The organism is Amycolatopsis sp. AA4, from assembly GCF_002796545.1.
GTDB lineage: Bacteria > Actinomycetota > Actinomycetes > Mycobacteriales > Pseudonocardiaceae > Amycolatopsis.
The window spans coordinates 3,522,677-3,535,820 of record NZ_CP024894.1; the positions used below are offsets into that span (position 1 = coordinate 3,522,677).

General features: G+C 70.3%; 13 protein-coding genes. 8 read left to right on the forward strand and 5 right to left on the reverse strand.

Features of this window, described 5'->3' with window-relative positions:
- The first annotated feature begins 5 nt into the window (after positions 1–5).
- The gene (locus CU254_RS16485) at positions 6–1,889 is read left to right on the forward strand and encodes a beta-N-acetylglucosaminidase domain-containing protein (protein WP_009077570.1); all 1,884 of its coding nucleotides are present in this window, start codon (positions 6–8) and stop codon (positions 1,887–1,889) included.
- Positions 1,889–3,718, forward strand: coding sequence for a beta-galactosidase (locus tag CU254_RS16490; protein ID WP_009077571.1), 1,830 nt, complete (start codon positions 1,889–1,891; stop codon positions 3,716–3,718). Before CU254_RS16485 ends, CU254_RS16490 begins: the two co-directional genes overlap by 1 nt.
- A gap of 19 nt (positions 3,719–3,737) precedes the next feature.
- Here CU254_RS16490 and CU254_RS16495 read toward each other — a convergent pair whose 3' ends face one another.
- The gene (locus CU254_RS16495) at positions 3,738–4,220 is read right to left on the reverse strand and encodes an Lrp/AsnC family transcriptional regulator (protein ID WP_009077574.1); all 483 of its coding nucleotides are present in this window, start codon (positions 4,218–4,220) and stop codon (positions 3,738–3,740) included.
- A gap of 60 nt (positions 4,221–4,280) precedes the next feature.
- Here CU254_RS16495 and CU254_RS16500 point away from each other — a divergent pair, with 60 nt between their 5' ends.
- Positions 4,281–5,288 carry a Glu/Leu/Phe/Val dehydrogenase dimerization domain-containing protein gene (locus CU254_RS16500; protein ID WP_037713864.1) on the forward strand — a complete coding sequence of 336 codons (1,008 nt, stop codon included), beginning with the start codon at positions 4,281–4,283 and terminating at the stop codon, positions 5,286–5,288.
- Positions 5,289–5,350: 62 nt separating this feature from the next.
- Here CU254_RS16500 and CU254_RS43655 read toward each other — a convergent pair whose 3' ends face one another.
- A complete protein-coding gene (locus tag CU254_RS43655; RefSeq protein WP_086024889.1) occupies positions 5,351–5,506 on the reverse strand; it encodes a hypothetical protein in 156 nt (51 codons plus the stop codon).
- 274 nt (positions 5,507–5,780) lie between these two features.
- Between CU254_RS43655 and CU254_RS16505 the strand changes: the two genes are divergently transcribed.
- Together CU254_RS16505 and CU254_RS16510 are read left to right on the forward strand one after the other, a co-directional pair.
- Positions 5,781–6,224 (forward strand): STAS domain-containing protein, encoded by a 444-nt coding sequence (locus CU254_RS16505; RefSeq protein ID WP_009077578.1) that lies wholly within the window; start codon positions 5,781–5,783, stop codon positions 6,222–6,224.
- A gap of 128 nt (positions 6,225–6,352) precedes the next feature.
- Positions 6,353–7,315, forward strand: a complete 963-nt coding sequence (locus CU254_RS16510; protein ID WP_009077580.1) for a TIGR03557 family F420-dependent LLM class oxidoreductase — start codon at positions 6,353–6,355, stop codon at positions 7,313–7,315.
- 60 nt (positions 7,316–7,375) lie between these two features.
- Here the strand turns inward: CU254_RS16510 and CU254_RS16515 are convergent, their stop codons facing one another.
- Both CU254_RS16515 and CU254_RS16520 read right to left on the reverse strand, forming a co-directional pair.
- A complete protein-coding gene (locus tag CU254_RS16515) occupies positions 7,376–8,467 on the reverse strand; it encodes a Vms1/Ankzf1 family peptidyl-tRNA hydrolase (RefSeq protein ID WP_009077582.1) in 1,092 nt (363 codons plus the stop codon).
- 34 nt (positions 8,468–8,501) lie between these two features.
- A complete protein-coding gene (locus CU254_RS16520; RefSeq protein ID WP_009077584.1) occupies positions 8,502–9,794 on the reverse strand; it encodes an NAD(P)/FAD-dependent oxidoreductase in 1,293 nt (430 codons plus the stop codon).
- A 124-nt stretch (positions 9,795–9,918) separates the two neighbouring features.
- Between CU254_RS16520 and CU254_RS16525 the strand changes: the two genes are divergently transcribed.
- Positions 9,919–10,380, forward strand: coding sequence for an SRPBCC family protein (locus tag CU254_RS16525; RefSeq protein WP_009077586.1), 462 nt, complete (start codon positions 9,919–9,921; stop codon positions 10,378–10,380).
- Between the two features lie 105 nt (positions 10,381–10,485).
- A complete protein-coding gene (locus CU254_RS16530) occupies positions 10,486–10,992 on the forward strand; it encodes a type 1 glutamine amidotransferase domain-containing protein (RefSeq protein WP_009077588.1) in 507 nt (168 codons plus the stop codon).
- A 50-nt stretch (positions 10,993–11,042) separates the two neighbouring features.
- Here the strand turns inward: CU254_RS16530 and CU254_RS16535 are convergent, their stop codons facing one another.
- Positions 11,043–12,395: a cytochrome P450 gene (locus tag CU254_RS16535; protein ID WP_009077590.1), complete on the reverse strand. Its 1,353-nt coding sequence runs from the start codon at positions 12,393–12,395 to the stop codon at positions 11,043–11,045.
- Between the two features lie 305 nt (positions 12,396–12,700).
- On the opposite strand from CU254_RS16535, the gene CU254_RS16540 reads away from it, so the two are divergent.
- Entirely contained in the window at positions 12,701–13,102 is a 402-nt protein-coding gene (locus CU254_RS16540; protein ID WP_050788200.1) for an STAS domain-containing protein, read from the forward strand.
- The last annotated feature ends 42 nt before the right edge of the window (positions 13,103–13,144 follow it).

Consider the following 13,144-nt stretch of genomic DNA (forward strand, 5'->3'; position numbering starts at 1 on the left):
AAGTCATGACTCTACGCCGCAGAGCTTGGCTCGCCGTTGTCGTCGCCACGAGCGCCCTCGCGATTGCCCAACCGGCAGCTGCCAAACCGGGTCCGACGCCGGTCGTTTCCCCGACGCCGCAACAAATAACCCGCGAGGCCGCCGATGTTTCGTTGCCGTCGTCGGTGGTGCTGGTCACGGACGGCACTACCGACGGTCCGGCCAAGGACCTGCTGATTTCTCTGTTGCACCAGCACGGAGTCCAGAAGATCAGCTCTGGTCCGCCGCGCGGGTTCGTCATCCGGCTGGGCACTGGCGGGGACGCGCCGACGCAGGCGGAGGGCTATTCGCTTGCTGTGCACCGCGACGGCGTGACCGTCAATGGCCGCGACGGTGCCGGGCAATACTACGGGGTGCAGACGCTGCGACAGCTGTTTGTCCGGATTGGACACGGCTGGGCGGTGAGCGGGGTCGCGGTCCGGGACTGGCCGAAGATGGCCTTGCGCGGGTCGATCGAAGGCTTCTACGGTCCACCGTGGACGAACGACGATCGCGTGCGGCAGATCAAGTTCCTCGGCGAGACCAAGGCGAACACGTATATCTACAGCGCGAAAGACGACGCGTACCTGCGCGCACAGTGGCGCGACCCTTATCCGCAGCAGGAGTTGGCCGCGCTCGGCAAGCTGGTGCGCACGGCGAACGCGAACCACGTCGACTTCACCTACGCCTTGTCGCCCGGGGTCTCGATCTGCTTCTCCTCGCCGCAGGATGTGGCGGCGGTGAAGGCGAAATTCCAGGCGGTGTACGACCTCGGTGTGCGGTCGTTCTCGTTGCCGTTCGACGACATCTCCTACACCAAGTGGAACTGTGCCGGCGATCAGACGGCGTTCGGCGCGCCCGGGCAAGCCGCCGCGGGCAAGGCGCAGGTTTCGTTGCTCAACGAGATCACCAAGAACTTCGTGAAGACTCACGACGGCGTCCGTACATTGCAGACCGTGCCGACGGAATACAGCGACCTCAAGGATTCTCCGTACAAGACGCAGCTGCGGGAGAATCTCGACCCGTCCGTCTTCGTGCAATGGACCGGCACCGCGGTGGTCCCGCCGAGCGTCACGAACGACGAAGCTCGGCAGGTGTCCACTGTGTACGGGCGGAAAGTGTTCCTCTGGGACAACTACCCGGTCAACGACTACGAGCAGTCCGCCGGTCGGTTGCTGCTCGCGCCGTACGCGCATCGCGAAGCGGGGCTGTCGGAGTATCTCAACGGGATCGTCTCGAATCCGATGAACCAGGAAGCGGCCAGTGAGGTCGCCGAGTTCGGGGTCGCGGACTTCGCGTGGAACGACGCGGGCTACTCGCCGGACCGTTCGTGGCCGCAGGCGCTGGCCCGGCTCGCGGGCGGCGATCCGCGCGCGACGGAGGCACTGAAAGTGTTCGCGGACCTGGAACATCTGGCACCTGTCTTCGGACCCACGCCGCGGCAGCCGCAGGCACCCGTGCTCGCGGCCAAGGTCGCCGAGTTCTGGCAGGCCTGGAACTCCGGCGACCACCGTGCACTGGCCAAAATCCGTTCGTACGCCGAACAGATCCGCAACGCTCCGGCGGTAATCCGGGGCGGACAGGTGCAAAGCGCATTCGTCAGCGAGGCGGCCCCGTGGCTGGACGCGACCGCGCTCTGGGGCGAGGCGATGGTGACCCGGCTGGACGCACTCGCCGCGGCGACCCGCGGTGCCGCCGCTGCCGCGCAACGCCTGACCACAGCGGCGGATGCGCTGGTCAAGCGGGCGGAAGCGGTGAAGACAGGCAACACCAACCGGTGGGGCGTGCGGCAGGCGCTCGTCGGGGACGGCGTGCTCGACTCGTTCCTGGCCCAGGTGCGCGCGGTGACGGTCGGCGGAACGGGGGAGTGATGGACGTGAGCAGGAGGAGTTTCCTCGGCGGTGCGGCCGCAGTCGCCGCGAGCACCGTTTTCGCCGGACCGGTGGGCGCGGCCGGTCGTCGCGGGCTGAGCGTGTCCGGCGACCGGTTCTTGCTCGACGGCAAGCCGTTCCAGATCGTTTCCGGCGCGATCCACTACTTCCGCTTGCGGCCGGACCAGTGGCACGACCGCCTGTCGCGGCTCAAAGCGCTGGGCCTCAATACCGTCGAAACCTACGTCGCCTGGAATTTCCACCAGCCGACGCCCGGTCGCGCCGATTTCCGCGGAGACCGCGATCTCCCGGCGTTCATCCGGACGGCCGGGGAACTGGGTTTCCAGGTCATCGTCCGGCCGAGTCCGTACATCTGCGCGGAATGGGAATTCGGCGGCCTGCCCGCCTGGCTGCTCGCGGACCGGAACATGGAGCTGCGCTGCGCCGATCCGGCTTACCTCAAGGCCGTCGACGCGTGGTACGACCAGCTGATCCCGCAGCTGACCCCGCTCGAAGCGCAGCACGGCGGCCCGATCGTCGCCGTGCAGATCGAAAACGAATACGGCAGCTACGGCAACGACACGAGCTATCTCGCGCATTTGCGGGACAGCCTGCGGTCGCGCGGAATAACCAGCCTGCTTTTCGTCGCCGACGGCGCTTCCGAATTCTTCATGCGCTTCGGCGAACTGCCAGGGACATTGGAGGCCGGCACCGGTGATGGCGACCCCGCGCCGAGCATCGCCGCGCTGAAAGCCTTCCGTCCCGGCGCGCCGGTCATGATGGCCGAATACTGGGACGGCTGGTTCGACCACTGGGGCGAGCCGCACCACACCACTGATCCCCAGCAAACCGCCGCCCACATCGATCAGCTGCTCGCCACGGGTGCGTCCGTGAACCTGTACATGGCCTGCGGCGGCACGAACTACGGCTTCACTGCTGGCGCCAACACCTCCGGCCTGCAATATCAGCCCACCGTGACGAGCTATGACTACGATTCCCCAGTGGGCGAGGCAGGCGACGTCGGGGCCAAATTCACCGCATTGCAGGCAGTGCTCACGAAGTACACCAAGCAGCCCGTCGTCCCTCCGCCCGCTCGGTCGCCGCGCCTGTCCGCTCAGTCGGTCACGCCTTCCGGCGCGGTGTCCCTGATGGACTCGCTGCCGGTACTGTCCACAGTGGTCCGCTCGGCGCAACCGGTCTCCATGGAACGGCTGGGCCAGTCGACCGGCCTGATCCACTACCGCACGACCGTGCAGGGCCCGCACTCCGGCCCGCTGAGCATTCACGGCCTGGCGGACCGGGCGCTGGTCTTCGTCGACGGCGTGCAACTGGGCGTGCTGGACCGGAACCGCCCGGACACGACGCTCGACCTGAAACTGGAGAAAACGCGGACCCGCCTGGACATTCTGGTCGAGGCGATGGGCCGGGTGAACTACGGCCCGTACCTGGCGGATCGCAAGGGCATCGACGGCTGGGTCGCGATGAACACCCAGCAGAAACTGTTCGGCTGGGAGATCCGCCCGCTGCCGCTGGACGACCTGTCCCGGCTGCGCTTCTCCTCCGCCCCGCCTGGCGCCGGGCCCGCCTTCCATCGCGCGACTGCGCTGGTCACCGAGCCGGCGGACGGATTCCTCGCCCTGCCCGGCTGGGAGAAGGGCATCGTATGGCTGAACGGCTTCAACCTCGGCCGGTACTGGAAGATCGGGCCGCAGAAGACGTTGTACGCACCGAAGTCGCTGTGGCGGAAGGGCAAGAACGAGCTGGTGGTGCTGGAGATGCACCATCCGGGTCCGGCGATCGAGATCCGTCCGGAGGCGGACCTGGGCTGACCGGAGGGCGTCGTCCGGCTCACTGATCCCCGGCGAGGTTCTCGATCGCCCGTTTCCGGCGGTGGTCGAACACGATCGAACTGCGGAACTGCACGACCTCCTTGCGGCTGCTGAGATCCTCGACGAGGAACGTGTGCAGCCGCGAAACGTCCGGAACCGCGACGTGCAGCAGGAAATCGTCGCCGCCGGCCAGGACGAAGACGGCCATCACCTCGGGCATGGCGAGCGCGTCGCGGCGGAAGCGGTCGATGATCGGCTGGCTGAGCGGGCGGATCTGGGCGAACACCATGGCCTGCACCGACCTGCCCAGCGCGGGCAGGTCGACCTCAGCGTGGAATCCGGTCAGCACCTGGCGCGCCTGCAGCCTGCCGATCCGGTCGGAACAGGTCGACGCCGCGACGCCGACGCGTTCGGCCAGGTCGCGCATCGGGATCCGCGCGTCCTGCTGGAGTTCGCGCACGATCAGGCTGTCGATCCGATCCAGGTTCGGAAGTTCGCTCATTTGCCGAACATATCACCGGATCAGCCGCAGAAGTACGGTGGAACAGGCAGTCTTCTGGCTGTGAACCGAACAGAGAGTTTCGCCGGGGAAGCACTGCAGGTCGTCCGCGGGACCCGGTCGGGAGTCGTGATCTCCGTCGCCATCCATTCGACGGCGCGGGGTCCGGCGATCGGCGGGTGCCGGATCAAGGCGTATCCGTCGTGGCGGGACGGGGCGGACGACGCGCTGCGGTTGTCGGCGGCGATGACGACGAAGTGCGCGCTGGCCGGACTTCCCTGCGGGGGCGGCAAAACCGTGGCGGCGCTGCCCCCGGAAGGGCTGGATCCGGCGCGCCGGCCCGGCCTGATCGCCGATATCGCCGAGGCGATCGCCGCGCTGGGCGGACGGTATCGCACGGGGCCGGACATCGGGACGACGTCCGAGGACATGGCGGTCATCCACCGCCTCGCGCACGGCTGGGCGTTCTGCCGTCCGGTGGACCAGGGCGGCAGCGGAACGTCGAGCGCCGCGACCGCACGGGGTGTTCTGGCGGCGCTGCAGGCCGGGGTGGAGCCGGGTTCGGTCGAAGGGCTGCGCGTAGGCGTGCTCGGGTTCGGCAGCGTCGGACGGCTTGTCTGCGAGGCACTGCTGGACCGCGGCGCGAAAGTGGTCGTGACCGACGTCGATGCCCGGCTCCGGCCGGTCGCGGAGCGGCTAGGCGCCGCCTGGACCACGGCGGATCTGGTGCGGGAGCCGTTGGACGTGCTCGTGCCCGCTGCGACGGGAGGATTGCTGACGGCCGAGTCGGCGGCGGCTTGCGGCGCGTCGCTGATCGTGGGACCGGCGAACAACCAGATCGCCGACGAGGAAGTCGCGACGGTGTTGCGGGACCGGGGAATCACGTGGATTCCGGACTTTGTCGCGAGCGCGGGCGGAATCATTCACGCGGTCGGACGCGAGACGCTGGGAATGGACGAGGCGGCGGCGAACGCGAAGATCGACGCGATCGGCGACACGACGAGAGCGGTGCTGGCGCGCGCCCGCGAACGCGGCCTGACGACGGTTCGGGCGGCGCGGGAACTGGCCTGAGCCCGAACGCGAGCCAAGGCTCCGGGACTCGGCCCGGAGCCTTGGCTTCCCTTTCCGCGGGATCAGTACCAATGCGCGCGGCCGCCGATGCGGCGTCCGGTCCCGCCGAGCACCGCCAGGATCGCGCCGATCACCACGAGGGCGATCCCGATGCTCCACAAAATCTGGATCGAGGTGATGAACCCGATCACGAGCAGAATGACGCCGAGAACAATCACGGGGAGAACCTCGTCTTCCTTCTCTCGGTGGGGAATATGGCGTGCTCACTCCCGGATACCCTCACACGGACGAGTGAAACATGAGTTGCTCCGGCAATTCCGCGCCGCGGGTATTCCGGCAAGCTCGCGGTGAATTTGTCACCGCATTGATCGATTCGACGGCAGGAATTCAGGCAAATGGCGTAAGGAACCGAGCGGGCGGCGCCGCCGCCGGGAAACCGGACGAAGCGGCTGATTCCCCGCCCGCCTGCGTCGGCGCGGCGCGGCGGGCATCATGGGGGAGGCGGCCGGGCAGCGGGCCGCCTGCCCGGACCGGGCAGGAGAGACCGACGACGGGACCCTGACGATGGACGAGCCGACCGACCCCGGCGCCGACCCGGCGCGCGAGTTCCGCGTCGAGCGGGAGGACCGGCCCCCGGCCGCGGTGCTGGCGGTCTACGGCGAGGTCGACATGGTCACCGCGCCGCGGCTCACCGCCGCGGTCGACGAGGCGCTCGCCGGGGCCCCGCCGGTGGTGGTCCTGGACCTCGCCGCGGTGGAATTCCTCGCCTCGGCCGGGCTGACCGCGCTGGTGACGATGACCCAGCACCGTCCGTCCGGCCCGAGCGTGCGCATCGTCGCGTCCGGACGGGCGACGATGCGGCCCATCCAGCTCACCGGGCTGGAGCGCACGCTGCCGCTGTACCCGACGGTCGAGGCGGCGCTGGCCGGGGCCTGACCCGGGCGTCTCTTCCGGACGGACGGCACGGGTGAACCCGGCCCGGACAGGGTAACCGGACGGCGGGAAAGAACGTCCGCTGCGGCCGTGCGCGCCGCGCGCGGAACAGCCCGTCGAACGGGGAGAACATGCGCATCGGCTACACCTTGATGACCGAACAGACCGGGCCGCGGGAGCTGGTCAGCTGCGCGACCGCCGCCGAGCAGGCCAGCTTCGACTTCGCGGCCTGCAGCGACCACTATTCGCCGTGGCTGGCCGAACAGGGGCACGCGCCGTACGCGTGGAGCGTGCTCGGCGCGGTGGCCCAGGCGACCGAACAGCTCGAACTCATGACGCTCGTCACCTGCCCGACCATGCGCTACCACCCGGTGGTGGTCGCGCAGAAGGCCGCGACGGTGCAGCTGCTGTCCGACGGGCGGTTCACGCTCGGGCTCGGCGCGGGGGAGAACCTGAACGAGTACGTCGTCGGCATGGGCTGGCCGTCGGTTTCGGTGCGGCACGACCGGCTCGCCGAGGCCGTCCAGATCATCGGCGGCCTCTTCGACGGCGGCACGTTCACCTACGAGGGCAAGTACTACCGGGCCGACGGCGCGAAGCTGTGGGACCTTTCGCCGACGCGGGTGCCGATCGCGATCGCGGTGTCCGGCTCGAAATCGGTGAAGCGGTTCGCGCCGGTGGCCGACGCGATGGTCGCGGTCGAACCGAAAGCCGAGCTGTGCACGGAATGGGACCACGAGCGGGTCGGTCCGCCGACGCGCAAGATCGGCCAGCTGCCGGTCAGCTGGGACCCGGACCGCGGGGCGGCGATCCGGCGGGCGCACGAGCAGTTCCGCTGGTTCGGCTCGGGCTGGCCGGTGAACGCCGAACTGCCCGGGACACAGGCGTTCGACGCGGCGACGCAGTACGTCCGCGAGGACGACGTGGCCGCGGGGATTCCCTGTGGTCCGGACGCCGGGCCCATTGTGGACGCGGCGAAGCAGTTCGCGCAGGCCGGGTTCACGGATCTGGCGCTGGTGCAGATCGGCGGGCCGGAGCACCAGCCGGAGTTCATGAAGTTCGCGCAGCGGGAGTTGCTGCCCGCGTTGCGGTAAGAACCCGCAAAGCAAGCTGGGCCCGGGCACCGAGGCACCCGGGCCCAGCCTTGCGCGAAGTCACGGATGCCGCAGCAGGGCCCCGAATCCGTCGGTCAGGTCCAGCCGCTCGTCCATCACCACGACGTCCGCGCCGACCGCCACCGCCGCGTACGGCAGGGCCTCGTCCGCGCGTCGGCGGGCCGGGTCGGCCACCCCCAAAGCGTCCAGCCGGGACTGAGCCACGCCGACCTGCGTCGGTTCCGCACCGGTGTACACGCTGGCCTCGCCGGAGTCGCCGACCAGCAGCGTCGCCACGTTCGCCTCCGCCAGCGCGGCGGTGACGGCGGACAATCCGCTGACCGCCAGCGCCGATTCGCGACCGGCGGACGCGCGGAAGCGGTCGGCCAGGTCGTCCAGCTCGCGCAACCGTTGCCCGGTAAGCACTTCGTGCACCGCCCGGTCCAGCTCGGCTCGCCCGGCACCGGAGGCGCGGCTGCCCGCGTCGACCTCCGCGGCGAGCGAGCGGGCCGGTTCCGGCAGCCGCTCGTGCAGTTCGGTGCGCGCTTGGACTTCACCGGCGAGAACGATGGCTCGCGGCCGCACGCGTTCGGCGGCCTTCGCGAGGCGGTCGGCCACTTCCGCGAGGTTGTTGTGCGCGGTCTGCTCGGCGTGCGACTGGATGTCGCGGTGCGCCGGACCGCCGCCGCGGACCTTGTGCACCGGATGCTCCTGCCCGTGCACGGTCTCGGTTTCCACGCTGCCGTCCGGCCGGTGCACCTCGATGTCCGCGCCGGTCCGGTCGGCGAGGACCACCAGGTGCGCGGGCGTTTCTTCGAGATGGCTCACGGTCGGCAGGAAGTACGGCAGTTCGGAGAACCGCGCCTCCTGCGCCGGCGGCGGAGCCGCGAGCCGCCGGTCGAGCAGGATGCTGCCGTGCGCGGCGACGAGCGTGCGCCCGGCCCGGCCGACCGGCGGGGTGCTCTGCTCCACGGCGCGGAGGACCGCCTCGACGCTCGGCCGGTCCGCGCCCTGCTCCTCGAGCGCGGCCTCGATCTCCTTGAGCCGCAAGCGCAATTGCTTGGCCGCGTCCTCGGTGTCGTGCGATTCGTCGAAGTGCACCGAGACGAACGGTCCGTCGGTCAGCAGTGCGCGCAGTTCGTGGGTGTCCATTTCGGATTCTTCCTCCCAAGGTTCGGGACGGGCCTCACCGGGTGCGGGGCAGTTCGGGCGAGGCGGTGTCCAGCGGAACCGCGCCGGAACGGACGAGTCCCAGCTGGACAGTCTGCCGCCGGCCCACCTTCTCCAGCGCCCAGTCGGTGGCGGTGCGCAGCCGGTTTCCCGGCAGGGACAGCAGGTGGTAGCCGCGGGTCACCGCGCGGGCGGGAAGGCCCGCCAGCGGGATGTGGAGCGGATTGGCCGCGCCCTGACCGGACCCGAGGTCGACCGCGAAGCCGAGGTCGTGGTGCCGGTACTTGCGCGCGCGGCCGACGCCGAGCGACGCGGCGACGTTGTTTCCGGCCAGTTTCCCTTGCCGCTGCGCGTGTTGCGCGGTCATCGGAGTGGTTTCGCCGGGACGCGTCAGGTCCGGGACCGCTGCCGCGTCGCCGCAGGCGAACACGTCGTCGCGGCCCGGCACGTTCAGCTCCGGCGTGACGACCAGCCGGCCCTTCACGGTTTCCAGGCCGAGGTCGGAGACCAGCGGGTCGGGGCGGACGCCTACGCACCACACAAGCGTGTGCGTCGGGACGGCGTCGCCGGTGGTCAGCGTGACGCCTTCGACGTCCGCCTGGTCCACCGAGGTCTTCATCCGGACCTCGACGCCGCGCTCGCGCAGCACCCGGTCGGCGGTGGCGCCGAGCCGGGGGTCCAATTCGGGCAGTACGCGTTCGGCGATGTCCAGCAGCAGCCAGCGAATCTGCTGTCCTTCGAGTTCCGGGTGCCGGCGCGCGAGGGCGGCGGTGAACTCCGGGCCTTGCGCGGCGACCTCCGTGCCGGTGTAGCCGGCGCCGACGACGACGAACGTGCACCGCGCGTCGCGTTCGGCCTGGTCGTCGGTCGCGGCGGCCAGTTCGATCTGCCGGGTGACGTGGTCCCGCAGGTACAACGCCTCGGGCAGGCTGCGGAATCCGTGCGCGCATTCGGCGACGCCGGGGATCGGCAGCAGTTTGTTGACGCTGCCCGCGGCGAGGATCAGCCGGTCGTAGTCCAGCGTCCGCTCGCGGTCTTCGGGGTCGGTGTAGGTCACGGTGCGGGCGTCGAAGTCCACAGATTCCGCCGTGCCCAGCGCCAGCCGCACGCCGCGCAGAGTGTCCGGAATGGACACCGCGACGTGCCGGGGGTCGACGATCCCGCTGGCCACCTCCGGCAGCAACGGCAGGTACAGGAAATAGTCGGTCGGGTTCAGCACGACGATCTCGGCGCGGTCGCCGAGGGTCCGCAGCAGCTTGCCCGCCGCGTGGTAGCCGGCGAATCCGCCGCCGACGATCACGACTCGCATGGGCGGCCTCCTTTCCGCTGGACGGGTACCCGGAGCGCGGCCGGGCAATCGCGCCGGACGCGCCGGTTTCGCCCCGCGGAGTCCCGGGCACCCGGGTCCGGTACCCGCTGGCGAGGAGGAGCGAATGAGCAGCACGATCACCGAAATCGTGGACGTCGACGTGCCGGTTTCGACCGCGTACAACCAGTGGACGCAGTTCGAATCGTTCCCTGAGTTCATGGAGGGCGTCGAGGAGATCCGCCAGCTCGACGCGACGCACACGCACTGGGTCACCCGGTTCGGCGGCGTCGGCAGGGAGTTCGACGCGACCATCACCGAACAGCACCCGGACGAACGGGTCGCGTGGCGCTCGGATTCCGGGCCCGACCACGCCGGGGTGATCACTTTCCACCGGCTGGGCGACACCAAGACGCGGATCACCGCGCAGATGGAGATCGATCCCGAGGGGCTCGCCGAGAACGCGGCGGACAAGCTCGGCATCCTGGACCGGCGCGTGAAGGGGGACATGGTGCGGTTCAAGCAGTTCATCGAACAGCGCGGACGCGAAACGGGTTCGTGGCGCGGCGACGTCGAGCGGCCGAGCTGAGCCGGACCCGGTCGTGGGACGCCGCACAGGCGGGCATGGCCCCGCCGGGCGGCGGGTAACCGGACGGGGAGCGAACCCGTCCAGACCTGCGGAGAGGAGAACAGCATGGCCCGCGTGGCAGTGCTCGTCGACGAAATGACCGAGGACGACGAATTCCTGGTGCCGTGCGAGCGGTTGCGTTCCGCCGGGCACGAGCCGGTGGTGGTCGGCCTGGCGAAGGGCAAGAAGCTCACCGCCTTGCACGGCGCCGAAATCACGACCGACCAGGCGGTGGACGACGTGGCCGCGGCGGACTTCGACGCGGTCGTGGTGCCCGGCGGGTATTCGCCGGACAAGATCCGCACCAGCGAGCCGATGGTCGCGCTGGTCCGGGAAACGGCCGCCGCGGGCAAGCCGGTCGCGGCCGTGTGCCACGGACCTTGGCTGCTGGCCGAGTCCGGGCTGGCGCGCGGCCGGACGGTGACGTCGTGGCCGTCCCTGAAGACAGACCTGCGCAACGCGGGCGCGGAGTGGGTCGATCGCGAGGTCGTGACGGACGACGGCGTGATCACGTCGCGCAATCCGGACGACCTGCCTGCGTTCTGCGACGCGTTGCTGGAGCGGTTGAAGTAGGGAAATCGGCGGGCAGTCACGGATCCGTGACTGCCCGCCGAATTTCGTTCTCAGGACAGCGCGAACTGGATGCCGAAGTGGTTCAGCGTCGCGGGAAGCTTCCCCGGCTGCAGGTCGGCGGCGGTGCCTCGCGGCGCGAAACCTGCTTGCTGAAGAAGCGCGGCGAGCAGCGTGGAAGCGGTGAAGAGCACGACGTCGCGGCCCGGGCACACCCCAGGTCCGGCGCTGAACGGCACCAGTGCGGGATTGGCCTCGGCGCGGCCGTCCAGCCAGATGTCGGGCGTGAAGGAATCCGCGTACGGCAAGGTCTCCGGGTCGCGGTGGAAGAACGGCGTGTAGATCAAGAACGACGTGCCCGCCGGACCCCAGGCGGTGTCCTCGGTGCTTTCGCGGAGCAGCGCGGGCGTGGTCGGCCAGAGCCGGACGGACTCCAGAACACAGGCGCGCAAGTACGGAAGTTGTTGTGGCTTCGAGAGATCCGCTTCGGCGACTTCGCGACGGGCTTCGGTCAGCTGGTCGGGATGCGTGGCCAGCAAGGCGAGGGCGCGAAGGGTCGCGATCGCGGCCGCGTCGAAGGCGAACAGCCAGTGCGGCACCTGACCGCTCGGGTCGACGTCCGGGTCCGCGGGCTGTTTCGTCATCGCCGCGCCGAGGCTGCCCGGGCGGTCCAAGCCGAGCTGACGGTCCAGCAGCGCCTGGAACCGGCGGCGCCGCTCCTCGCGGCGCGGATGCGCGAAGGCCCAGTTCGCGTTGAGCCGCAACTGGTCCAGGAGATCGGTGACGCGCCGGTCCGCGGTCGTGTCGCCGCCCAGAACGATTTTGCGGATGATCGTCCAGAAATGCTCGGTGAACTGGGTCGCGTCGAGAGCGGGGAAGCCGGAAAGCATTTCGTGCGCTTCGGTGCGGATGGTGTCCGCCCAGGAACCGGCGAGTTCGTGCGCGGCGCGGCCGGGTTCGAGGACGGTCTCGTTGAGTTTCCGCCGCCGGGCGCGGTTGGCGCCGCCGGAGATCAGGACGCCGTGCGGCTGGAAATGGCGCAGGGCGGCGTCTTTTTCGGCGCTGTCCGGGCTGAACGGCGAGGGCGTGCCGGCCAGCAGCGCCCCGACGTGGTTCGCCTCGAGCACCAGCCGGAACGATCGGCCGGGGATCGGCAGGTCGAGCGGACCGGGTCCGTAGCGTTCGCGCAAATCGTGCAGCAGGCGGATGGCCGAGCGGTCGACGTGCAGTTTCTGCGCCGCGGCCATCGCGCGGGGACGGCGTTTGATCAATCCGATGCCGACGGTGGGGGCGACCATCCGCGCGACGACGCGCCCGGTGTCGCGGACCGACGCCCGCTGGGGGCGGACGTCGGCCGGGGGCAGTTCGGACAGATCCGGGCTCGCGGTCGCGTGGGTGGTCGCCATATTGTTCGGGTACCCGGGCCGGTCCGAGCGAAACTTCGCCGGACCGGGGGAGCGGGCTGGTCCATTGTGGAGAGCGGAAACCGCCCGGTGCGGAACGGTTCCGGCGGAGAGTGCGGGCGCGGATCGTCCACAGTGCCCGGGCCGGAGCGGGGCGGAGGCTGGTCGGGGGCCCCGCGCTGCGGTACGGTCGGGGCAGGAGCGGTTCAGCCCACGTGCCGTCGCCTGACCCGAAGAGGCCCGTTTCCGGGGTCCCGGGCCGGGCCGCACTGAATCGGCCCGGTCTCGCGCACGGCGAGGAGGGCTCGATGCACGAAACTTTCGCTTACCTGCCGGGAGCACCGGCGAGGACCGTCGTCACCGCCACCGCGGACGAAACCGTCGTCTCGGTGTCCGGGGAACTGGACCGGCGTTCCACCGACCGGCTGCGCGACGTCCTGGCCGGGGAGACCGCGCTCGGCCCGCCGCGGCTGGTCGCCGACGTCTCCGGCCTGACCTTCTGCTCGGTCGGCGGCCTGGAAGTGCTGACCGACGCCGCGCGGGAGGCCGGCCAGGCGGGCGTCGCGTTCGTCGTGGTCGCCGCGGGGCGCGCGGTGCTCCGGCCGCTGCGCGTTCTCGGGCTCGACCGGGAGCTGCGCGTGGTCGGCTGCCTGGCCGACGCCGCCGAAGGGCGCACCGCCGCCAGGCCCCTCGCGGCCGACATCGGTTAACGGCGTTCGCGCGGTCCGGCCGGGCCGCACAGGGCGCCCGCG

Excerpts from the sequence above, each read along its gene's own strand:
- CU254_RS16485 (WP_009077570.1), top strand. The coding sequence starts at position 6 with ATGACTCTACGCCGCAGAGCTTGGCTCGCCGTTGTCGTCGCCACGAGC.
- CU254_RS16490 (WP_009077571.1), top strand. The coding sequence starts at position 1,889 with ATGGACGTGAGCAGGAGGAGTTTCCTCGGCGGTGCGGCCGCAGTCGCC.
- CU254_RS16495 (WP_009077574.1), bottom strand. The coding sequence starts at position 4,220 with ATGAGCGAACTTCCGAACCTGGATCGGATCGACAGCCTGATCGTGCGC.
- CU254_RS16505 (WP_009077578.1), top strand. The coding sequence starts at position 5,781 with ATGGGGGAGGCGGCCGGGCAGCGGGCCGCCTGCCCGGACCGGGCAGGA.
- CU254_RS16510 (WP_009077580.1), top strand. The coding sequence starts at position 6,353 with ATGCGCATCGGCTACACCTTGATGACCGAACAGACCGGGCCGCGGGAG.
- CU254_RS16515 (WP_009077582.1), bottom strand. The coding sequence starts at position 8,467 with ATGGACACCCACGAACTGCGCGCACTGCTGACCGACGGACCGTTCGTC.
- CU254_RS16520 (WP_009077584.1), bottom strand. The coding sequence starts at position 9,794 with ATGCGAGTCGTGATCGTCGGCGGCGGATTCGCCGGCTACCACGCGGCG.
- CU254_RS16525 (WP_009077586.1), top strand. The coding sequence starts at position 9,919 with ATGAGCAGCACGATCACCGAAATCGTGGACGTCGACGTGCCGGTTTCG.
- CU254_RS16530 (WP_009077588.1), top strand. The coding sequence starts at position 10,486 with ATGGCCCGCGTGGCAGTGCTCGTCGACGAAATGACCGAGGACGACGAA.
- CU254_RS16535 (WP_009077590.1), bottom strand. The coding sequence starts at position 12,395 with ATGGCGACCACCCACGCGACCGCGAGCCCGGATCTGTCCGAACTGCCC.
- CU254_RS16540 (WP_050788200.1), top strand. The coding sequence starts at position 12,701 with ATGCACGAAACTTTCGCTTACCTGCCGGGAGCACCGGCGAGGACCGTC.